The organism is Synechococcus sp. MIT2312 (genome assembly GCF_059772315.1).
The window spans coordinates 1,845,345-1,867,018 of the sequence record NZ_CM186281.1 but is presented as its reverse complement, the minus strand read 5'-3'; the positions used below and the strand labels follow the sequence as shown (position 1 = coordinate 1,867,018).

General features: G+C 57.6%; 20 protein-coding genes. 11 read left to right on the top strand and 9 right to left on the bottom strand.

Going from position 1 to position 21,674, the window contains the following annotated elements:
- The first annotated feature begins 52 nt into the window (after positions 1 to 52).
- The 3 genes from psbQ (at position 53) to pstS (ending at position 2,693) form a co-directional block, all read left to right on the top strand.
- Complete coding sequence (psbQ, locus tag AC6EI9_RS10440) at positions 53 to 511, top strand: photosystem II protein PsbQ (protein ID WP_498467702.1); 459 nt, start codon at positions 53 to 55, stop codon at positions 509 to 511.
- A complete protein-coding gene (locus AC6EI9_RS10435; RefSeq protein WP_498470028.1) occupies positions 508 to 1,617 on the top strand; it encodes an NAD(P)/FAD-dependent oxidoreductase in 1,110 nt (369 codons plus the stop codon). The genes psbQ and AC6EI9_RS10435 overlap by 4 nt, the downstream gene beginning before the upstream one ends.
- Positions 1,618 to 1,691: 74 nt before the next feature.
- On the top strand, positions 1,692 to 2,693 hold the full coding sequence (pstS, locus tag AC6EI9_RS10430) for a phosphate ABC transporter substrate-binding protein PstS (RefSeq protein WP_498467701.1): 1,002 nt from the start codon (positions 1,692 to 1,694) through the stop codon (positions 2,691 to 2,693).
- A 154-nt stretch (positions 2,694 to 2,847) separates the two neighbouring features.
- Here the strand turns inward: pstS and dnaK are convergent, their stop codons facing one another.
- On the bottom strand, positions 2,848 to 4,764 hold the full coding sequence (gene dnaK / locus AC6EI9_RS10425) for a molecular chaperone DnaK (RefSeq protein ID WP_498467700.1): 1,917 nt from the start codon (positions 4,762 to 4,764) through the stop codon (positions 2,848 to 2,850).
- Positions 4,765 to 4,899: 135 nt separating this feature from the next.
- Here dnaK and AC6EI9_RS10420 point away from each other — a divergent pair, with 135 nt between their 5' ends.
- The 4 genes from AC6EI9_RS10420 (at position 4,900) to AC6EI9_RS10405 (ending at position 7,200) form a co-directional block, all read left to right on the top strand.
- Positions 4,900 to 5,793: a shikimate dehydrogenase gene (locus tag AC6EI9_RS10420; protein WP_498470026.1), complete on the top strand. Its 894-nt coding sequence runs from the start codon at positions 4,900 to 4,902 to the stop codon at positions 5,791 to 5,793.
- Positions 5,794 to 5,858: 65 nt separating this feature from the next.
- Positions 5,859 to 6,323, top strand: a complete 465-nt coding sequence (locus tag AC6EI9_RS10415; protein ID WP_067093818.1) for a Tic20 family protein — start codon at positions 5,859 to 5,861, stop codon at positions 6,321 to 6,323.
- 79 nt (positions 6,324 to 6,402) lie between these two features.
- Positions 6,403 to 6,771: a 30S ribosomal protein S6 gene (gene rpsF / locus AC6EI9_RS10410; protein WP_066908700.1), complete on the top strand. Its 369-nt coding sequence runs from the start codon at positions 6,403 to 6,405 to the stop codon at positions 6,769 to 6,771.
- Between the two features lie 45 nt (positions 6,772 to 6,816).
- On the top strand, positions 6,817 to 7,200 hold the full coding sequence (locus AC6EI9_RS10405) for a hypothetical protein (RefSeq protein WP_498467699.1): 384 nt from the start codon (positions 6,817 to 6,819) through the stop codon (positions 7,198 to 7,200).
- Between the two features lie 23 nt (positions 7,201 to 7,223).
- On the opposite strand, the gene AC6EI9_RS10400 is transcribed toward AC6EI9_RS10405, so the two are convergent.
- The gene (locus tag AC6EI9_RS10400; RefSeq protein ID WP_498467698.1) at positions 7,224 to 8,429 is read right to left on the bottom strand and encodes an argininosuccinate synthase; all 1,206 of its coding nucleotides are present in this window, start codon (positions 8,427 to 8,429) and stop codon (positions 7,224 to 7,226) included.
- 27 nt (positions 8,430 to 8,456) lie between these two features.
- A complete protein-coding gene (locus tag AC6EI9_RS10395; protein WP_498467697.1) occupies positions 8,457 to 8,654 on the bottom strand; it encodes a hypothetical protein in 198 nt (65 codons plus the stop codon).
- A gap of 70 nt (positions 8,655 to 8,724) precedes the next feature.
- Between AC6EI9_RS10395 and AC6EI9_RS10390 the strand changes: the two genes are divergently transcribed.
- On the top strand, positions 8,725 to 8,973 hold the full coding sequence (locus AC6EI9_RS10390; protein ID WP_498467696.1) for a DUF3134 domain-containing protein: 249 nt from the start codon (positions 8,725 to 8,727) through the stop codon (positions 8,971 to 8,973).
- A 93-nt stretch (positions 8,974 to 9,066) separates the two neighbouring features.
- Positions 9,067 to 10,101 carry a phospho-N-acetylmuramoyl-pentapeptide-transferase gene (gene mraY / locus AC6EI9_RS10385; RefSeq protein WP_498470025.1) on the top strand — a complete coding sequence of 345 codons (1,035 nt, stop codon included), beginning with the start codon at positions 9,067 to 9,069 and terminating at the stop codon, positions 10,099 to 10,101.
- A gap of 110 nt (positions 10,102 to 10,211) precedes the next feature.
- Here the strand turns inward: mraY and AC6EI9_RS10380 are convergent, their stop codons facing one another.
- Complete coding sequence (locus tag AC6EI9_RS10380; protein ID WP_498467695.1) at positions 10,212 to 10,964, bottom strand: class I SAM-dependent methyltransferase; 753 nt, start codon at positions 10,962 to 10,964, stop codon at positions 10,212 to 10,214.
- 415 nt (positions 10,965 to 11,379) lie between these two features.
- Here AC6EI9_RS10380 and AC6EI9_RS10375 point away from each other — a divergent pair, with 415 nt between their 5' ends.
- On the top strand, positions 11,380 to 11,628 hold the full coding sequence (locus tag AC6EI9_RS10375) for a hypothetical protein (RefSeq protein WP_498467694.1): 249 nt from the start codon (positions 11,380 to 11,382) through the stop codon (positions 11,626 to 11,628).
- A 12-nt stretch (positions 11,629 to 11,640) separates the two neighbouring features.
- On the opposite strand, the gene AC6EI9_RS10370 is transcribed toward AC6EI9_RS10375, so the two are convergent.
- Complete coding sequence (locus tag AC6EI9_RS10370) at positions 11,641 to 11,820, bottom strand: cytochrome B6 (protein ID WP_498467693.1); 180 nt, start codon at positions 11,818 to 11,820, stop codon at positions 11,641 to 11,643.
- A 44-nt stretch (positions 11,821 to 11,864) separates the two neighbouring features.
- On the opposite strand from AC6EI9_RS10370, the gene purT reads away from it, so the two are divergent.
- Complete coding sequence (gene purT, locus AC6EI9_RS10365) at positions 11,865 to 13,034, top strand: formate-dependent phosphoribosylglycinamide formyltransferase (protein ID WP_498467692.1); 1,170 nt, start codon at positions 11,865 to 11,867, stop codon at positions 13,032 to 13,034.
- On the opposite strand, the gene AC6EI9_RS10360 is transcribed toward purT, so the two are convergent.
- From AC6EI9_RS10360 to recN, 4 genes are all read right to left on the bottom strand, one after another.
- The gene (locus tag AC6EI9_RS10360) at positions 13,031 to 15,187 is read right to left on the bottom strand and encodes an HAD family hydrolase (RefSeq protein ID WP_498467691.1); all 2,157 of its coding nucleotides are present in this window, start codon (positions 15,185 to 15,187) and stop codon (positions 13,031 to 13,033) included. The two genes, purT and AC6EI9_RS10360, sit on opposite strands and share 4 nt — an antisense overlap.
- Positions 15,188 to 15,425: 238 nt before the next feature.
- Positions 15,426 to 16,928, bottom strand: a complete 1,503-nt coding sequence (locus AC6EI9_RS10355) for an alpha/beta fold hydrolase (protein WP_498467690.1) — start codon at positions 16,926 to 16,928, stop codon at positions 15,426 to 15,428.
- Positions 16,925 to 19,903, bottom strand: coding sequence for an excinuclease ABC subunit UvrA (uvrA, locus tag AC6EI9_RS10350; protein ID WP_498467689.1), 2,979 nt, complete (start codon positions 19,901 to 19,903; stop codon positions 16,925 to 16,927). Before uvrA ends, AC6EI9_RS10355 begins: the two co-directional genes overlap by 4 nt.
- A 47-nt stretch (positions 19,904 to 19,950) precedes the next feature.
- Entirely contained in the window at positions 19,951 to 21,639 is a 1,689-nt protein-coding gene (gene recN, locus AC6EI9_RS10345; RefSeq protein WP_498467688.1) for a DNA repair protein RecN, read from the bottom strand.
- Positions 21,640 to 21,674 lie beyond the last annotated feature (35 nt).

Here is a 21,674-nt window from a genome sequence, read left to right as displayed (position 1 = left end):
GCCAGCTGACTTTAGGTGGCGGTTACACTCGCCACCACTCTTGTGAACACCGATGCTGAGCGCCCTGCGCCGCGTGGCCGCCTTTTGCCTCTGCCTCGCCCTCTGTTTCGGCCTCGCAGCTTGTGATGGCGGCGCCAATGCCAATCCTGCCACCATCAGCCCAGAGGATATGGCTGTGATCCGCCGCCAGGTGGAAGGGTTTACGGCTGCCAGGGACCGGCTGCCTGAACTGGCCAAGCTCGTCGACGAACGCGACTGGACCTTCACTCGCAACCTGATCCATGGCCCCATGCAGGAAGTGGGCCGCGAAATGCTGTACATCAATCAGCGGCTGCTTCCCCAGGACCGAGCAGAAGCCAACAAATTGGCGAAATCCCTGAAGGACGCCATGGCTGATCTCGATGAAGCCGCTCGTCTGCAGGACAGCGACAAACTTCAGAAGTTTTACGACGACCTTGAGGCTGACTTCGCCAATTACGCCGCAGTCATCCCCGAGCAGGCTCTGAGCTGATCGCATCCATCGCCGTCATTGGTGCCGGGGTCACCGGCACCGGCACGGCTTGGCAACTTGCCAAGCAAGGGCACAGCGTTTTGCTGGCAGACCCATCACTGGCTACACCGATCCCAGATAGGCCAGCTGATCGTGATCTGAATGGCAGCACCGCATCTCTGGGCGTGCTGATGGGCCATGCCTTCCGCCGTTCGAGCGGCAGAGCCTGGAGGCTGCGCCAACGCAGCATGACACTGTGGCCAGCATGGGTTGAGCAACTGAATCATCCGGCGTCGCCGCTGCAGCTGGAGACTCCGCTGATCCAACTCGCTGGCAGTGCCGAAGAAGCGCAGCGGATGCAACAGCTTGCGGATGCAAGACCCGATTCAGGACTGCAGTTCATCTCCAACAACAGGCTTGATGAGGCTGATCCGGTTTGGCCCCAGGCTGGTCACGGGGCAATGCTCTCCGAACGAGATGGACGAGTTGATCCTCTGCTGCTGTTGAAGGCCCTGAGGCGGAGCCTGATTGAACACAACGTGGAGCGACGAGCAACAGAGGTCGTGGAACTGCAGCGTCCTGGCAGCACAGCCCAGCGCCAATGGCGCCTCATCACCGCTGAAGGACGGAACGAAGCCGTGGATCTGGTGGTGATCTGCTCTGCTTTGGGCAGCACCAAACTGCTTCAGAGCCTTGGGCATCAACGCCCCATGGATGCCGTGCTCGGTCAGGTGCTGGAGCTACAGCTCAATAAGCCAGCCAAGCAATGGTCAGGGTGGCCAGCAGTGCTCACCTGCGGCGGCATCAATCTGATTCCGCACGAAGGACAAGATCGCCTGTGGATCGGAGCCACGCTGGAGCCTGGCGTGAACGCGGATCCGGCAACCATCGAGACCATGAAACGGTTAAACGACCTAGCCCCGGCATGGCTGGAAGACTCTCAACTGGTCGGCCAATGGCATGGCTTGCGTGCACGACCACGAGACAGACCTGCCCCTCTACTGGAAGAGCTCGAACCTGGACTGCTGCTGGCGTCAGGGCACTACCGCAACGGCGTCTTGCTGACACCCGCAACCGCTGAATGGGTTGGCCAGCACGTTGATCAAGAAACGATAACCAGCCCTTAAATCCGGTCTCCTCACATTGCAATAAGTTCAACTTGAGTGTTCTTCACTCTCCATCGATTGTTTTAGAAGAGTTCATGCAACGCTCTTTTCTCACGAGAACGCTGACTGTCATGTCGGGTGTGGCCGCAGGGCTCAGCTTGGCTGCTTGCTCCACAGGTGGTGGTAGTGATGAAAAAGGCCAGGGCAGGCTCTCCGCAGCAGGCGCTTCTTTCCCTGCAGCCATTTACCAACGATGGTTTCAGGGGTTGTCTCCCCAAGGTGTGAATGTCAACTACCAGTCAGTGGGGTCGGGTGCTGGTGTGCGTCAATTCACGGCGGAAACCGTCGATTTCGGCGCATCCGACAAGCCCATGAAACCTGAAGCCATCGCCAAGGTGAGTCGCGGTGTGGTGCAAATCCCAATGACAGCAGGTGCGATCGCTGTGGCTTACAACAACCCCGGCTGCGATCTGTCACTCACCCAGAAACAACTGGCAGGCATTTTTCTCGGGCAGATCACGAACTACAGCGAACTCGGATGTACCGACAAGGCGATCAACGTTGTCCATCGTTCCGATGGCTCCGGCACCACCTACAACTTCACGAAACATCTGGAAGCCATTAGCCCTGAATGGAAAAAGGATGTCGGTGCAGACAAGTCGGTCAAATGGCCAACCGGTGTTGGAGCAAAAGGCAATGAGGGTGTCTCCGCCCAGCTGAATCAAATCGCTGGAGGCATCGGTTATGTGGAATTGGCCTATGTGAAGGGTGATCTCCAGGCCGCTGCAGTGCAGAACGCTTCGGGTGAACAGGTGAAGCCCACCAATGCCACGGCAAGCGAAGCTCTGGGTTCCATTGACCTCGGCCCCGATCTGATCGGAAGTAACCCCAATCCCAAAGAGGGCTATCCGATCGTCACCTTCACCTGGGTGCTGGCCTATGAGACAGGCAACGACGACAAAACGGCACTGTTGAAGAAGACCTTCAACTACATGCTGTCCGAGGAAGCACAGTCGCAAGCTCCTGATCTGGGCTACGTCTCTTTGCCACCTGAAGTTGTGAGTCAAGCCAAAGCTGCTGCCGATTCCATTAACTGAACGATCGCAACCTCTAGAGCAACTGCACCTAGACCAACTCGCAAATCAAAAGGGAGCGAATGCTCCCTTTTTTGTGCAACAAAAAACCCCCGCCTGTGATCAGACGGGGGAGACAACACAAGGATTCAAGCCACGTGTGATTGGCCTTCAAGGATTACTTGGATTCAGTGAATTCAGCGTCGATCACATCATCGCCAGACTCACCTGACCCAGAACCCCCTCCAGGAGTCGCTCCTGAGTCGCCACCCGGAGCTGCACCGGCTTCAGCACCAGCCTGCTGATAAACAGAGGCTCCAACGGTGTAAAGCTCCTGCTGCAGTTCCTCAAGCAGGGTCTTCATCGCGTCGTAATCCTCCTTCTCAGTGGCCTCCTTGAGCTTGGTGCGCTTCTCCTCCACCTTGGTCTTGGCGTCTGCATCAACTTTGTCGCCAAGCTCTTCCATCTGCTTCTCGGCTTGATAGACGAGGGTTTCAGCCTGGTTCTTGAGATCGATGCGCTCGCGCTTCTCCTTATCAGCACTGGCATTGGCCTCGGCATCCTTGACCATGGTGTCCACCTCGGAGTCGCTGAGGGTGGAGGCTCCGGTGATGGAAATCGATTGCTCCTTGCCGCTGCCCTTGTCCTTGGCGGTGACGCTGAGAATGCCGTTGGCATCGATGTCGAAGGTCACTTCGATCTGAGGCACGCCGCGGGGAGCAGCTGGAATTCCGTCAAGACGGAAAGTTCCAAGACTCTTGTTGTCGGACGCCATCTCGCGCTCACCCTGGAGCACGTGAATCTCCACGTTGGTCTGGCCGTCAACCGCAGTGGAGTAGGTCTCAGACTTCTTGGTCGGCACCGTGGTGTTGCGGGTGATCATCTTGGTCATCACACCGCCGAGAGTCTCCACACCCAGAGAAAGAGGGGTGACGTCCAGCAACAGGATGTCCTTGACTTCACCGGCGAGCACACCGCCCTGGATGGCAGCACCCACGGCCACCACCTCGTCAGGATTCACCGTCTGATTGGGATCCTTGCCAGTCACTCGCTTCACCAGTTCGAGCACCGCTGGAATCCGGGTGGAACCACCCACCATCACGATCTCGTCCAGCTCACCGGACGACAGCTTGGCGTCCTTGAGCGACTGCTCAACAGGTACACGACAGCGATCAATCAATTTGGACGCCAGTTCCTCGAACTTGCCTCGGGTCAGGGTGAGGTCGAGATGCTTCGGCCCTTCTGGGGTGGCCGTGATGAACGGCAGATTGATTTCGCTCTGAGTGGCGCTGGAAAGTTCAATCTTGGCTTTTTCAGCAGCTTCGGTGAGGCGCTGGAGAGCCTGCTTGTCCTGTCGCAGATCAATGCCCTCGTTGGACTTGAAGGTGTCGGCCAGGTGATCAACAATCACCTTGTCAAAGTCATCACCGCCGAGGTGGGTGTCACCCGAGGTCGACAAAACCTCGAAAACACCATCACCAACCTCGAGAACCGAGACGTCGAAGGTTCCACCACCAAGGTCGAACACCAGAATCCGCTCATTGCTCTTTTTATCGAGCCCGTAAGCCAAAGCCGCAGCGGTGGGCTCGTTGATGATGCGCAGCACCTCAAGGCCGGCAATCTTTCCCGCATCCTTGGTGGCCTGACGCTGGGAATCATTGAAATAAGCGGGAACGGTGATCACCGCCTGGGTCACGGACTCTCCGAGGTACTTGCCGGCATCTTCTGCAAGCTTGCGCAGCACCTGGGCAGACACCTCCTCAGGGGCGAACTGCTTCTCGAGAACCGGACACTTCACTTTCACGTTGGAGCCAGCCTTCTCCACCGTGTAACTGACTTCCTTCGACTCCTCATTCACTTCATCAACCCGACGGCCGATGAAACGCTTCACGGAATAGAAGGTGTTGTCAGGATTCATGACCGCCTGGCGCTTGGCGATCTGACCCACCAGTTGATCCTGGTTCTTGGTGTAGGCCACCACCGACGGCGTGGTGCGGAAGCCCTCGGCATTGGCGATCACGGTGGGCTTGCCGCCCTCCATCACCGACACACAACTGTTGGTGGTTCCGAGATCGATGCCGACAACCTTGCCCATCCGTGCCTCCTTGCTCCGCGTAGTGACTGATTAGATCCCCTGCATCTTCGGCAGAGGCAATGCCTCCAGGCGAGGTGTGGTTCCCGAACAGACCGATGACGCAGCAGGCTGGTGGAGAGGATCGCGCTTCCCCGAATGATCAGCGGAACCACTGCACTGATCGGCCTACTGGGACAACCAGTGAGCCACTCCCTGTCACCGGTGATGCACAACGCAGCTCTAGAGGCCATGGCGCTCGATTGGCGCTACATGGCATTTCCCTGTGACGCTGAAGATCTGAAGGCGGTGCTCGATGGATTGCAAGCCGTGGGATGCCGCGGCCTGAGCGTGACGATTCCGCACAAGCAGCAGGTGGTGGGTCTCTGCCGAGAGCTGAGCCCCCTCGCCGAACGACTGGGTGCCGTGAACACGCTCACACCCCTCAAAGAAGGAGGCTGGCATGGCCACAACACTGATATGGAGGGTTTTCTGGCGCCACTGCAGATGCAAGCAGAGCAGTGGCAGGGTGCGGAGGCCGTGGTGCTGGGCTGCGGTGGCAGCGCCCGTGCCGTGGTGGCGGGGCTGCAGCAACTACCCCTCACCGCGATCCACGTCGCCGGCAGACGCCCTGATGCGCTGACTGACTTTCTGAACGACCTGCGTGCAGGCCAGGGCAGCGACAGCACGCCGCTGATCGCCATGAGCTTCGATCCGGAAACGCTCAGCAGGGTCTTGCAGCGATCGAAGCTTGTGGTGAACACCACTCCTGTGGGAATGCAGGGGCATGGGGATGACAACGCCATGCCTCTCGGCAGTGATCTCTGGGCAGGAGTTGATGCATCCATGACCCTCTACGACCTGATCTACACGCCACGACCAACGCCTTGGCTTGCACTGGGTCAACAGCGCGGATGCCACACCATCGATGGCCTGGAAATGCTGGTTCAGCAGGGAGCTGCCGCCCTGCGGCGATGGTGTGGTCGCGCAGATGTGCCTGTTGATCAGATGCGGGAAGGCGCTCTTCGAAGCCTGAATGCGCATCAGGCTTAGCCCGAACGATCCCCCCAACTGAATCGAATCACACGCTCTACGCTCGAGCCACTATCGAGGCTGCGATGGCCATTCCCGTCTGGCAACGGTTCCTGGGTCTGCTGGTGTATGTGCTGCCCTGGAGCGATGCGATTCCCTTCGGAAGCCATCTGATGGGTCAGTTCCCCTGGATGCAGTGGCTCACGCTGCCTGCATTGCCTCTCGTGCTGCTCGAGCGGGGCATCCCTTTCGGAAATCTGCTGGTGTTCTTCCTGCTGTTCCTGGCTGTGGTGCGCAATCCAAACGTGCCTTATTTCCTGCGCTTCAACACGCTCCAAGCCCTGCTGGTCGACATCATCGTGGTGCTGCTTGGCTACGCCTTTGCCATCCTGCTGCAACCACTCAGCAGTGGTCTGATGCTGCGCACCCTTTCGAGCACGGTGGTGGTGGCGGTGCTGGCCGTGGTGCTCTTCGCCTTGATCGAATGCATCCGCGGCAGAGAGCCCGATCTTCCCGGATTGAGCCAGGCGGTGCGCATGCAGCTTTACTGAAGGTGTCAACCCTAAGGAGATAAGCTTTTGAATCCGTCGCTCACGCAGTGAGCCATCAGTCCCTGTCGGATCTGTCTCCATGACCCAGACGCCTTACTACGAGACCATGTACATCCTTCGTCCGGACATTCCGGAAGAGGAAGTCGAGTCTCATCTCACCAAGTACCGCGACATTCTGGTGGAAACCGGTGCTGATGTCCTGGATAACCAGATGCGCGGCAAGCGTCGCCTCGCCTATCCGATCGCAAAGCACAAGGAAGGCATCTACGTTCAGCTGAGCCACAACGGTGATGGACAGCAGGTCGCTGTTCTTGAGAAAGCCATGCGCCTCAGCGAAGACGTCATCCGCTATCTCACCGTCAAGCAAGACGGACCTCTGCCGGCTCCCCGCGTGGCTCCAGGCACCGAACCCGCAGCACAGCCTGAAACAGCCGAAGCTTCCGCTTGAAGCAGGGGCATTGATCAACTGCTGACCGGGCGATACCGTTCGGTCATGCAGCCTCAGGAAGCCGACCATCAGGCACCATTGCCTCAATGGAACCCATCACTGGACGTGGTGCAGGCTGATCGAGAGCACGAACACGAAAGCGATGCTCTGCGAGCGCGCATCGCTGAACTCGAGCAGATGATCGAGGGTTATGAGTCGCTGCTGAGTGAGCTTCCAGAGCTGTTTGAGCGCAAGTTTCAGCAACGCCTCGAACCACTGATGGAGCGTTACCGGCTGCTGGCGAGAGCGCAGCAAATGCTGGGTGAACCTGCGTTACCCCTGATTGAGGAGCGCTCCAAGCCGCTGAGCGACATCCCCATTCCCTTCCTGGAACGTTGGCGCAACACACGACAGAGCCATCAACGGCGATCCGATCGGAACGCCGCCTGATTCAGTCCGCGACTCACGCATAACTAACGACGTCGGGCTGCCGACCAGAGCCGAATGGGCAACCCCCAGATGTAGATGAAACCCTCTGCTGCACGGTGATCAAATTGATCGTCGCTGCCATAGGAGGCCATCTCAGGAACGTAGAGGCTGCTGTCGCTGGACCTGCGCCCCGTGACGATGGCATTGCCCTTGTGCAGTCGAAGGCGGACCGTGCCATTCACATGGGTCTGAGTGCGATCCATGAATCCATCCAGAGCTTCCTTGAGCGGTCCGAACCAGAGGCCCTGATACACCAGATCCGCCCACTGCATCTCCAGTTGTCGCTTGGTGCGAAGAACGTCGGCAGCGAGTGTGAGGCTCTCCAGTTCCTGATGGGCCTGAATCAGCAGCAGCAAACCGGGAGTTTCATAGATCTCTCGGCTCTTGATCCCGACCACCCGGTTTTCAATCATGTCGAGCCTGCCGATGCCGTGCATTCCGGCAAGACGGTTGGCTTCACGAATCAGCTCGACCGGAGCCAGCCGCACGCCATCAATGCTCACAGGGTTACCGGCCTCGAAGCCGATTTCAATCTCCTGAGCCTGAGACGGCGCCGCATCCACGGACACGCTCATCGCAAACACTTCCTCCGGGGGCGCAACCATCGGATCCTCAAGCGGACCCGCCTCAACGCTGCGGCCCAGCAGGTTGAGGTCGATGGAATAGGGGGACTTCTTGCTCACTGGAGCGGGGATCCCACAACGTTCGCCGTAGGCAATGGTCTCCTCGCGGCTCATTCCCCATTCACGAGCAGGTGTGAGCACCTTCAGATCAGGAGCCAAGGCAGCAATCGCCACGTCAAAGCGCACCTGATCGTTGCCCTTGCCGGTGCAGCCATGGGCTACGGCATCGGCGCCAACCTCCCGCGCCACCTCCACGAGGCGTCTGGCGATCAGCGGACGCGCCAGTGCTGTGGACAGTGGATAGCGGCCTTCGTACAACGCATTGGCGCGGATCGCTGGAAAAGCGAACTCCTCGATGAAAGGTTGAATCAGATCACCAACCAGAGACTGACTTGCACCAGCGTCCAAAGCCTTGAGGCGAATCGGCTCCAGCTCATCACCCTGACCGAGGTCTGCAGCGAAGGTGATCACCTCGTCGACTCCCCACTCCTGCTTGAGGTAAGGAACGCAGACACTGGTGTCCACACCTCCGGAATACGCGAGCACAACCTTCTTGGCGCGTCCCATCAAGCGGACTCCTGATCTATGTCGGAACTATTCCGATTCTCCACTCCCGCGGGACGACCAGAGCAGCCATCCAGCCATCAGCCCTGAAGGCACGAACAGCAGAGCCAGCACAGGGACGGCACCGGGCTGCAGAGGCTGTGGATGCTGCTGTCCCCAGAAGCGCAGAAGCGCACTTATCAGTAGAGAGATTCCCCAGGCGGAAGCGAGAATCGCCGCTTTCTTCAAGAACAGGAAAAGCGCAGTCTTCTATGATGAAGGATTGGCTCTGAAGATCTTGTCCTCAGCTCTCACAGACTTGAGCGGCCTCGACAACGTCAACCCGGCCCTGACCCGATACGGACGCAAAGAGCCCGCACCGGTGCTTCCGCTGCGCGAGGAGCCTGATTTGTTGAGCTGGCTTGAAACCAGCGGTCGCTTGGTGGAGGACGAGGAGTCCAGTTCTCCCGAGGTGAGCACGGTGGAAGAGGAAGAGCTCTCCGCGCTGATGGGCGAAAAAGAGGACTACAAGGCCGACGAAGAGAACGAAGAAAACTGGGAAGACTGATTTAAGGTCCCTGCGATTCGTCCACGGGACTTGAGCGCTTCTGCAGACCGATCCACTCGTCTCGACGGACGTGTTCCCGCTGCTGTGTTGATCATGGCCGTCGTGATGGCGGCCTTTGCGTCAGACCGCTGGATCCCCAACAGCCTGCTGAGCCTGCCGTTGCTCACGGCCACGTTGATCTCTGCCGTTGTGACCTGGTGGGGAACACCGCGACTGCGGGCACTGAAGATGGGCCAGGTGATCAGAACCGAAGGTCCTGAAGCACATCAAAGTAAATCCGGCACACCAACGATGGGTGGCCTCTTAGTCATCCCCGTCGGCGTGATTGCAGGATGCCTGATCAGCTGGGAAGGACGTAGCGCCGCCCAGTTGTTGGCTGTTGGTCTGGTCACGCTGGCCTACATGGTGATTGGTGGCATCGATGACTGGAGCAGCCTCACCAAACGCACCAACACGGGCCTGAAACCCAGAGGGAAAATTTTGCTGCAAAGTGCAGCTGCGATGGTGTTTCTGGGCTGGTCAGCCTGGCAGGGATGGATCCCTGACACGGTGAACCTGCCCCTCGGCATTGAGATTCCTTTTGGCTGGCTGATCTGGCCACTGGGGTTGTTCGTGTTCCTTGCGGAAAGCAACGCCACCAATCTCACCGATGGACTGGACGGCCTCGCCTCAGGCTGCGGAGCCCTCGTGTTCACAGGTCTGGGATTGCAGTTGATGCTGCGCGGCAACGAGGGTGACCCTGCAATGGCAGCGTTCTGCATGGCGATGGCCGGTTGCTGGCTCGGCTTTCTGATTCACAACCGCAACCCGGCACGAGTGTTTATGGGGGATACGGGCTCCCTGGCGATGGGCGCTTCACTCAGTGCCGTGGCGTTGCTGTCCAACAGTCTCTGGCCGCTGCTGCTGATGGGTGGTGTGTTCCTGGCTGAATCGCTGTCGGTGATCATCCAGGTGTGGGTGTTCAAGGCGACCAAAGGGCCGGATGGTGTGGGACGCCGGGTGTTGCGAATGGCTCCGCTCCATCACCATTTCGAACTGGGAGGAACATCTGAGCAGGTCGTGGTGCCGATGTTCTGGCTTGTGACAGCAGGGCTGGTCTTGCTGGGTATCGCCCTAAGACCAACATGATTTACGAGCGCAAAGAGGTAAACATCACCGGCTTACCAGCTGGCTGAAAAAAATCACAATTAACAGCCCGGGGCTCAAAAACCTATGTTGATTATCGAAGAATTTAAAAATTATGACTTCGTAAATAACCCTGTATTACTGGGGTACATAGTATTATTAATCACTGAAGGAAGAGCATCTCGCCAGCCAAATTGGTCATAATCAATAGATTTAACTTTTCGTGCAATTACGGAGGAGTGACAGTATAAATCTGTTACCGGAGTGCCTCGAAGATGGGGATTAGCTTCATGTGCAAAGCGCCCTACGATAGGATTATCCAGGCCAGAATCAATGATTTCAAAACCAAGCCTTTCATTAAACAAACCTTCCAAAGCATTGGAGTTGAATTGGTAAAAATGCCAAGGCAATTCATGTTCCGAATGAGAAAAATGAGTTTCAATTGCAACATAACCACCAACTTTTAAAATTCTTGCAATCTCTTCAACAACTACCCATGGCATCGCTAGATGCTCAAATACAGCAAAAGATAAAATCAGATCAAAGCTTTCCTTTTCAAAGTGGTTGGATAAAAAATGCGCATCGGCCACTAAATCAACATTCTCACCCTCCATTACATCAACACCCACATATTCGACATCAGGGAAAAAACGTTTCCAATGCGCTTGCGAACAGACACAACGTGAGCCAATCTCGAGAACCTTAGTCTTTGAATGATTAAACTGTGCAGCCCAAGGGTGAATATTTCCATGTCTAGCCAAAGACGAACGCTTACTATTCGACGTAAAAAATCGTGAATCCAGCTGAGAAGGAATACCAACAACAAATCGGTCGCCGATTAAAACTCTTAAGCGAAGATATTTCATCAAGAGCCTAAGCTTAGAGGCAAGTCTAGACTTTAAATTCACCATAAACTAAAATCAAATCGAATAACTAACAACACCTTAGATCACAGCAATCTTTATATACGTAAAATATTACATCAATCTGTGACATAACTAGCAAAACAAACGGTTGCCAGCAATGCATGAAGACATGATGTTTCTCAAATTAACTTTTCAGCAAGTATAGCCCTTTACTCAAAAGAGTCTTATACGTAAATATATAACAAAAGACAGAGAAAGAGCTTGCTTAGTTTGTCTAATATAGACTGACCAGTTAACACAATCAAGCCGTCACTTGCCAGCAAAGACTGAGAGAGTTTGGAAAAAATCAATCTCCTCAAGCAAGTCTTCTTTTTCCAGCCTTGTTATTGTTATTCGATACTTAAACTGCTTTAAAGTGTCTTATTTCACCTGGAAGGAAGCAGGTCTCACCGCCGACTGCGCCAGCCTTGAGGCAATGGCCTCCCGCTTCGAGGAGGCCGCCAGCCTGATGCGCCGCATGGCCGACAGAGGATTCGTGCTGGAACAGCGCAATGGCGCTCAACACATCACCCACGCGGATGCTGACATCTTCCAGTCATGGGGGTTTGTGAACGAGGAACCAGCGGAGCGCCAACTGACCCTGATGCACGACCTCGAACCGTGAGGCTGATGGGTCTCAGACCCTCGCTCGCAGAGCTCCAACCAACCAGACGATGACAAACGCCAGCAGCGACGCACCCAGATAGATCAAGGCCCATTTCTGCACTGTGGCGATCTCCCAGCCGAAAATCAGCCCATCAGCGGCATCTCCAGCCGTCGTGAATGCGACGGGAGTGAAGCTCAGTGATGGGAGCATCAGGCGTGGAGCGAGGATCAATCCATGCTGCCCTGAAAAAGGCCATGACGACGTTTCCCGCCACCGTGATGCTCTTAGGCAGTGGTGAACTGGGCAAAGAGGTGGCCATTGCCGCCCAGCGCCTGGGCTGCAGGGTGATCGCCTGCGATCGCTATGCGGGGGCACCGGCCATGCAGGTGGCAGATCTGGCGGAGGTGCTGCCCATGACCGAGCCTGAGGCACTGCTGGAGGTGGTGCGACGCCACAGGCCCAGCGTGGTGATTCCAGAGATTGAAGCTCTGGCCGTGAATGCACTGGCCGAACTGGAGGACGAAGGCATCACCGTGATTCCCACGGCCCGCGCCACTGCCGTAACGATGAATCGTGATCGAATCCGCGACCTCGCATCAGCAGAGCTTGAACTGCGCACCGCTCGATTCGCCTATGCCTCCAGTGCCGAAGACCTGCACAACGCTGCAGAACCTTTGGGGTGGCCGGTGGTTGTGAAACCGGTGATGAGCTCGTCCGGGAAAGGGCAGAGCGTGGTGAAAAGCGCCGAGGATCTTGATCAGGCCTGGGAGGCGGCCATGGCCAATGCACGTGGCACCTCCAACCAGGTGATCGTGGAGGAGTTCCTGCACTTTGATCAGGAAATCACTCTGCTCACCATCCGCCAACGCGACGGCTCCACTCTGTTCTGTCCACCGATCGGACATGAACAGGCCAATGGGGACTATCAATGCAGCTGGCAGCCGGCCCAGCTGAGCGAAGAGCAGTTGCACCAGGCGCAGACCATGGCCCGCACTGTGACCGACAACCTGGGAGGGGCCGGTCTATTCGGAGTGGAGTTTTTTCTCTGCGGTGACGAGGTGATTTTTTCAGAGCTGTCCCCTCGCCCCCATGACACGGGTCTTGTCACTCTGATCAGCCAGAACCTCAGTGAGTTCGAACTGCATCTGAGAGCTGTGCTTGGTTTGCCGATCCCAACAATCTGTTGTGTCACAGCGGCTGCCAGCAGAGTGATCCTCGCGGATCGCCATGGCAGCCGGGTGAGCTTCAGCGGTCTGGAGTCAGCCCTGAGCGAGCCCGACACCCAGGTGTTGTTGTTCGGGAAAGAGGAGGCCCGCCCCGGCCGGCGCATGGGCGTGGCTCTGGCTTGCGGCAACCACCGAGCTGATGCCCAGGCCAAGGCCGATCGCAGCGCTGGTGCTGTGACGCTTCAGATCGAGGCCTAATCCAGTCGGGACCGTGCGTTGAGGAAGCGGTAGTGCTGGAGACCCTCCAGCACGCCCATCAAGCGCGACCGATTGGCGAAATAAACCCGCTGCTGATGGCGACAGCCATCGAGACAGGGGTCATGATCAGCAGTCACCACAGCCGCCGGCAGACCTTGGACCAGCTCCGCATCCCCTTGCTGACTGGCCACCACAAGAATGTGTTCAAGAGGCAAACCCCAGCGCAGCGAAAGGAAGCGAATCGCCTCGCTGAGTGAGGCCCGCATGGGAAGCACATCAAGGAACCAGTGACAGCGCAATTGAGGCCGTGCAGGCAGGCCGCTCTGGCGCAAACGCTGGCGAATCAGCGGCAACACGGAAGGGCCTGGTTGCTGCAGCAGATAACTGACCTTGAACTGACCCTGATGCTCAGGTTTCTGCAGTTTGATGTGATCGCCAAGATCGGAGAGGGTCTGCTCCACGGACTCGCGTTGCCAGTCAACGCTGATCTGGGCCTGCCAAAAGCGATCCGCCTGCTCTTCTTGGCCATAGTGAATCTGAGTGCCCGCCTGGGAGATCCAGACCTGCGGGTCAGGCAGATGAAGCTCAGCGAAACGCTGCCTGGCCACACCGAGAGGCCGTCCAGTGGTGATGCCGAAACTGGTCTGGGCAGCTTGGGCAGACGGAGCCATCAGCTGTTGTCGCAGACTCTGCAGATCCTTGAGATCCGGCTGTTCAAGACTGCTGTCGAGATCCAGCAGCAGCAGACGGGAGCCGAAAGGACTCAGCCCCGATGGCGTCGCCAACAGTTGCGATGAAACAGTCACCGTGTTCGAGCGCTTCAGACGCTCTTGCATCAGCGCCAGGTAACCGCAGACATGAGCATCCCAGCTGTAGTGACGGCTGACAGCCTCCACGCCGTTGTCACTCCACCGCCGCCAGCGATCTCGATCAGCACCGGCACGCTCCAATCCATCCTGGAGCGATTCCCGGTCGGTCACGTCAACGACAAGTCCGTTATCGCAACGACTCAGAATCTCTCGAGGACCCCCGTCATCGGTGGCGACCATCGGCAAACCTGAAGCCGCAGCCTCCAGCAGCGTGAGACCGAAAGGCTCGGTCAGCGCTGGATTGACGAACAAACCGCGGTGAGCAGCAGCCCAGCGGTAGATGGCCGGAACCTCATCACGGCGATGGTGCTTGGGATAGGCAACGGAGCCGTAGAGGTCATAACGGTCAACCAGATCAAAGATCTGCTGAAACACCTCACGCTGCTGACGATCCATCTGGCGAGAGTCATCACGATTGCCGAGCACGAGCACCAGGTTGTGGCGCTGCCGCAGGACCGCGGATCGACCGAAAGCTTCAACGAGCGCGGGAATGTTTTTACGCCGATCCGCACGGCAGATGGCCAGCAGAGGTGGACGCTCAGGCTCCCTCAGAAACGAACTCAAGAGCTCTGACACCTCAGTGAACTCACTCGAGTTGCCGTGAGGATGAAAACGTCTGCTGTCAACACCCGGTGGCACGACCTCCGCATGGTCAGGGTTGAAGCAGCCATAACGGGCGTATTGCTGATCACGCTCCTGTCGCGTGCTGGTGATCACCAGATCGGCATGAGCAAGAGCCAGTTCCTCGGCATCGATGCGCCGACTGATCGAATAATTTTGCTCGATCTGCTCATGCTCTCCACCAGCCGCAAGCAGACGGCGCAACTTCTCACGTCCTAGGGAATGGCCTGTATATGCAAGCGGAATTCCCAAACGTCGACTGACAAGAGCCCCCACATAGCCGGCGTCGGCGTAATGGGCATGAATCCAGTCGGGTCGATTGTCACTCTCCCGGAGATAACGAACCAACTGGTCGGCCAGCTCATCCAGATACGGCCAAAGCTGTTCCTTACGCAAATAACGCCGCGGTCCAAAACTGAATCGTCGGATCGATGCACCGGGTGCAATCGGCTCGAGAGGTTGGGAATAGTCGAGAGACACTCGCCGATCCTGAATCAGCCGCGTGACGACCTCGACATGATCCACCTCGGCGCGATTGGCCAGGCTGCGGGCCAGTTCCAACACGTAGAGGGTCTGACCTCCAGTGTCCGCATCACGGCCAAGCTCCAAATCCTGCGAGCGAAATAAGCCATGGAGATGAAGATGCAGCAGCCTCAGTCCCACAAGACCTCCAACACGTTCAGGAACAGGTCCTGGTGTCCGATCAAGGGTTAGGTGATATGGAACTGCGAAAAGATGAAAACAATCTGATGACTGAAAGAGAGCAATGCAAAAACATGCCCGGATCGCTTGGCTTCAAACCGGTTTAAGTCCGACCAGCACTGTTACTTGAGCGTTTTGTGGATGTAGAAATGCGGACAAAAAAGTCTTGTTGACAACACCGATATGGCGTAAAGAATTTTCATAGTTGGCCGGTGACATCCACCAGCGGCACGCGTTGATGGCCCCAACCGCCCCCCTGGAAGCTGAGCGAATCGGTGATTCCCGAATGGTCATTGATCCAAGCAAGGATCAGGGGCCCAAGGATCGGTGGTTGTTCAGCACCCACAGGAGCCCAGAGATTGAAGTGATCGCCACCTGAGGCCAGCACAATGCGGTGACCATTGGCCAGAGGCTGACCATTGCGAAGCGGAACGACCGCTTCAGGATCGGATGGAACAACCCAATCGCGGGTCCCGCTCACCAGCAGCACCTTGGCCTGCATCGACGGGCCACTGGCTTCGTCGAACAGCAGTCGCAGAGGTGGGCTCACCACAACCGCAGTCCGAACCCTCGGATCAGCCAACGACCCTTGATCGGCACCTTTGAGCCAGCTGCACTGCAAAATCCAGCTGAGGTTGCGATCTGGATCACGTGGGTCCTGACAGCGAGAACTCAGCTTTCGGCTTGTGGTCTGAAGACCACTCAGCTGCAGAGCCGCGGTGGCACCCCAGGAATGACCAACAACCGCAACGGAATCAGTTTGCACAGAGGAACCTGAAAGCAGGTTGCCGGTCTCGACCGCATCAATCACGGCAGTGACATCCATGGGACGCAAGCGCAGTTCCTCCGAAGCCGGCGGAGGCTGTTTGCCCTTGATCATTAACTCCTGCTGCTTCGCATCACTGCCCGGGTGATCTGGAAGCAACACGGAATACCCATGGGCAGCAAGCAGATAGGCCCAACCCTCAAAACTGGACGGCTCATCCCAAAGCCCATGAGAGATCACCACCAACCGACCGTTGGACCTTGCGGTCGGGACGATTTCCGTGATCTGTAAGGGCTGCGGCCGATGGTTCACCGCAACAGAGCGTTGCCGGCGGGTCCAGCCGGATGCCGCTGCAGCGACAATCGTTGAAGAGACGGGCTTGGCTGCGGTGCCCTTTTGCACCAGGGCCCGTGCATCGTCCTGGTTGGCTCTGAGTCTTTTGGCGTAGAAAGCGAGCGACTGCAAATTGATCGAGAGCTCATCTCCCGGGACTCGACGCAGAAATCCCAGCAGATGGGGCTGATCGTCCCTGTAGGCAGCGGCCAGAGCCTCAGACACCATGCGCCCGCTGGTGTCGGCTGGAAGACCCTTGACCTCAACCAATTCGGAAACAGTCAAAAGCAGCTGCTCAAACAGGGGGTGACCGAGAGATTGGCGAACAATGCTGCCGGTTTCTTCAGGGAGAGGGGCCGTCAGCAGCGATTCGATCAGCGTCTGCACCGATCCATCACCTGCCCAATCCAGCTCCTGAAGATCTGGATTGGAATCGATCAACTCCCGAGCATTGGTGGCTCGACTCAAATCCAGGCTGATGCTCTCATCCAGCACAGGCAAGGTGAAGGTGAGCCGCTCAACCGCTGCCACCGGTTGGGCGACCAACAGCGAAGCCATGGCTGCAGCCAATCCACGCAAGCGAAAACACGGAAAGGACGTCATGCCGCCAGAGGAGCACTCTGAGGAGGATGTTGCTTGAGAACCCTGGCGAGATAGCGACCGGTGTGACTGGTTGGATGCTGGGCCAACTCTTCCGGTGTTCCGCAGGCCACCAACTCTCCACCACGATCACCCCCCTCGGGACCAAGATCGATCAACCAGTCGGAACAACGGATCACATCGAGATTGTGCTCAATGCAGATGATCGAATTGCCCTTGTCCACAAGACGCTGCATCACATCCATCAGCTTGTGCACGTCATAGAAACTCAGGCCGGTGGTGGGCTCATCAATCAGGTACAGCGTCTTGCCGGTGGCCCTGCGAGACAGTTCAGTGGCCAACTTCACCCGTTGCGCCTCACCGCCGGAGAGCGTGGGTGCCGGCTGACCCAGCTTCACGTACCCAAGACCCACATCCACCAGGGTCCGCAGTCGATCCGCCGCCTGCGGAATGGCAGAAAACACGTCGGCAGCCTGCTCAACGGTCATCTCCAGAACGTCGGCGATGGTGTGACCCTTGTAGGTGACCTGAAGAGTCTCACGGTTGAATCGAGCGCCCTTGCACACGTCGCACTGCACATACACATCGGGCAGGAAATTCATCTCGATCACATTGACCCCCTGACCGCGACAGGCTTCGCAGCGACCGCCCTTGACGTTGAAACTGAACTGACCCACCTGATAGCCGCGGGCCTTGGCTTCAACCGTGGCTGCGAACACCTGACGGATTGGGTCAAAGGCACCGGTGTAAGTGGCGGGATTGGAACGGGGAGTTCTGCCGATCGGTGACTGATCGATCACGATCACCTTGTCGATCGACTTGAGACCACGCATCTCCCCAAGACCGTTGGGGAAAGGCACCTTGTGGCCGAGGCCATGCTCCAGAGCGGGATGAAGCAACTCATTCACCAACGTGCTCTTGCCGCTGCCGCTCACTCCAGTTATGGAGACCAGGCGTCCGAGCGGGAACTCCACATTCAGGTCTTTGAGATTGTTGCGATTGCAGTTGAGCAGCTTGAGGCTGCGAGTCCCTGCCGAGCGCCGTTCCGGAGGAGTGGGAATGCTTCGCTCACCACTGAGATAAGCACCTGTCACGGAGTCCTCCGCGTTCAGGAGATCATCCAGAGATCCCTGCGCCACGATGTGGCCTCCGTGCACACCGGCTCCAGGACCGATATCCACCACGTGATCGGCAGCGCGAATGGTGTCTTCATCGTGTTCAACAACCACCAGCGTGTTCCCAAGATCACGAAGACGCTCAAGGGTGGCGAGCAGGCGGTCATTGTCCCGTTGGTGCAAACCAATGCTCGGTTCATCGAGCACGTAGAGCACTCCGGTGAGACCGGCACCGATCTGGGTCGCCAGACGGATTCTCTGCGCTTCACCACCGGACAGGGTCATCGCCGGCCGATCGAGGCTCAGATAGTCCAGACCGACATCCAGCAGAAAGCGCAATCGCATGCGGATCTCGCGCAACACGAGGTCTCCGATCTGCATCTGACGGTTCGTAAGCAGTGGTTCACTGCCCTCGAAGGCACCCTCACCCATTAACTGCTCAATCCGGTCAAGGGTCTGGCCGACGCTCACAGCAGTGAGATCCGTGATTCGGAAGCAGCCCATGCGCACGGCCAATGCCTCAGGGCGCAGTCGTTTGCCAGCACAACTGGAGCAGGGGACAAGTTCCAGATATTTCTCCAGCTTCTGACGCTGGGCCTCACCACTGGCATCACGCAACTGCCGCTCAAGAATCGGCAGGATCCCCTCAAAAGGACGCTGATAGGCACCAGTTCCTTTGCGATAACGGCTGTCGGCCTGAATCAGGATCGGTTCGCGACTGCCATTGAGCAGCACATCCTGCTGCTCTTCAGACAGATCCTTCCAGGGAGTCTTGATCTCAAACCCGAAGGCCTCCCCAACGGAATACAGCAGGGAGAAGTAATAGGAATTGTCTTTCTCGGCCCAGGGAGCCACTGCGGCATAAACCGGCAGTGAGGGATCTGGAACCACTCGCTCAGGTGTGAACTTGCGCAGGTGGCCGATTCCGTGACAGTCCTCGCAAGCACCGTAAGGACTGTTGAACGAAAAAAGCCTTGGTGAAAGCTCTTCCATGATCGCCCCATGCTCGGGGCAGGCGAAATTCTCGGAGAACAAACGCTCCCGGTCGACTCCTTCAGGAAGTTGCTCGTCCTTTTTGGGAACCACCTCAACGATGGCCAAACCATCTCCGCGTTTCAGTGAGGTGCGCAGGGAGTCGGTGAGCCGTTCCTGGATTCCCTCACGAGCAACAAGCCGATCCACCACCACTTCAATGTTGTGGCTTTGGTTCTTGTCAAGTTCGATGTTGTCGGCCAGCTCGCGCACTTCTCCATCGATCCGCACCCGGGCAAAACCTTCGGCGGCTAGCCCGCTGATCAATTTGGCGTGGGTGCCCTTCTTGCCACGCACAACCGGAGCAAGCAGCTGATAACGCGTCGATTCAGGCAAGGTGAGGATCTGATCGACCATTTCATCAATGGTCTGAGGCCGGATCGGACGATCACACCTCGGGCAATGAGGGTCGCCGGCGCGACCAAACAACAGACGCAGATAATCCTGGATCTCCGTGACGGTTCCGACAGTGGAACGTGGGTTGTGACTGGTGGATTTCTGATCGATCGAGATCGCCGGTGAAAGGCCCTCAATGGCATCGACATCCGGCTTGTCGACCTGACCCAGAAACTGACGTGCGTAAGCGGAAAGACTCTCGACGTAGCGACGCTGACCCTCAGCGAAAATCGTGTCGAAAGCCAAGGAGCTTTTACCGCTGCCGCTCACTCCTGTGAACACCACCATCTTGTTGCGAGGGATGGTGAGATCGACGTTCTTGAGATTGTGCTGGCGAGCACCACGAACTCGGATCACGTTCTCTTCAGATCCAATCGCGAGTTTCACCGGCTCCGCCGGAGACGAGGCCTTTGATTTGGGAGCGGTTCGCCCCATACGGCTGGATCTCAGGAACTGAGGATTCTACTGAGATCAGATGATGCTCATGCTGCTTTCTGATCCAGAAGGCTGGCTGCATAGGCCTCGGCTTCGCGGCGCTCACCGCCAGCCAGTTCGGCCAGCTCACGCTGACGCTCCTGAGTGTCCCGCAGCTGGGACACTCGCGAATGGGTGACCCCGTCAGACACGTCCTTGCTGACGCGGAAATGATGATCAGCAGCAGCAGCCACCAGCGGCTGATGGGTTACACAGAACACCTGACGATGGCGCGATAACAGCCGAAGCAGATCGGCCATGGCACCGCTGACACGGCCGCTCACTCCAGTGTCGATTTCATCGAAGAGCAGTGTGCTGGATCCATCTACCTCGGCAAGGCAGGTCTTGAGAGCCAGCAGAAAACGCGACATCTCACCCCCGGAAGCCACTTCAGCAAGCGGGGCCATCGGCTGTCCTGGATTCGCTGAGAACAGGAAACAGACCGCATCCGCTCCGCTCTCGCCAGGTTCAGAGGGCTCAACAGCGACCTCGAAACGCACATTGGCCAATCCCATCGGCCTGAGATGGGCCATCAACCGCTCTTGCAGCTCCGCCGCAACAATCAACCGTTGTGAACGCAGCGAAGCATTGCTGCGATCACGGATGACACAAGCCGCCTGCTCCTGGCTGCGCAACTGCTCAAGCAGTGCATCAACACCACCGGACTGCTGACGATCACGCAGCTCATCGCGACGCTTGATCAGATCGATCAGATCCTGACCATGACGTCGTTCCAGGCGCTTGAGCTCGGCCAGGCGATCCTGAAGCACAGACAGACGATGGGGATCACTGTCCAGAGAGGCTCCGTAACCCTCCAGCTCCCTGATCAGATCCTGAACACCTGATTCAAGATCGAGACATCGCTCACTCAAAGGCTTCAAAGACGGGTCGAGACCCTGCATCTGCTGCAGCTCATGACTGCAGGCCAGCAAGTGATCAAGCGTTGAGGGTGCCTGATCAGCACCGTCCTGAAGACGCCCGATCAACAGACCCAGACCCTCCTGCAGACGCACCCCATGAACGAGACGGTCCTGTTCCCGTTCGAGCTGATCAATTTCCTCGGGGTCGTCAAGCTCAGCTCGGTCGAGCTCAGCCAGCAACAACTCCAGCTCCTCACGCTGTTGATCCAGACGCAACCGATCTGTTTCAGCCCGCTCAAGCTTGGACTGACAGCGAAGCCAATCGTTCCAGTGACGGCGAACCTGTCTGAGCTCGGCATCAAGGGAAGCTCCGCCGAGATGGTCAAGCCAGCGTTTCTGCTGACCGGGACGTGCCAGCTGCTGGGTTTGACCCTGAACGGTGAGATCAATCAGCAGAGGACGCAGCACCAGCAGCTGCTGACGATTCACCATCACCCCGTTCAGCCTTGAGCGGCTGCTGAGGCGATCCTCCTGACGCCGCCATTCACGGCTCACCACCAAATCCTCCTCTCCGTCGCTGATCTCCTGTTCAAGCAACCAGCGGCTGGCGGCTGCGCCAGGACGAAAACTGGCCTCGATCACGCCTCGGTCACAACCGGAACGCAACAGACGCGCACCTGCCCCCGCCTGCAGACCTCCAAGCACGGCATCCAAAGCATCGAGAAGGATCGACTTCCCTGCCCCTGTCTCGCCGGTCAGCACAGAAAAACCTTGATCAAAAGCCAGATCAAGGCTGTCGATTAAGGCGATGTTCTCGAGTCGCAGGCCGGTTAGCACGGCAGACCCCGGTGTAGGAGCAGACCGTAGCGGCG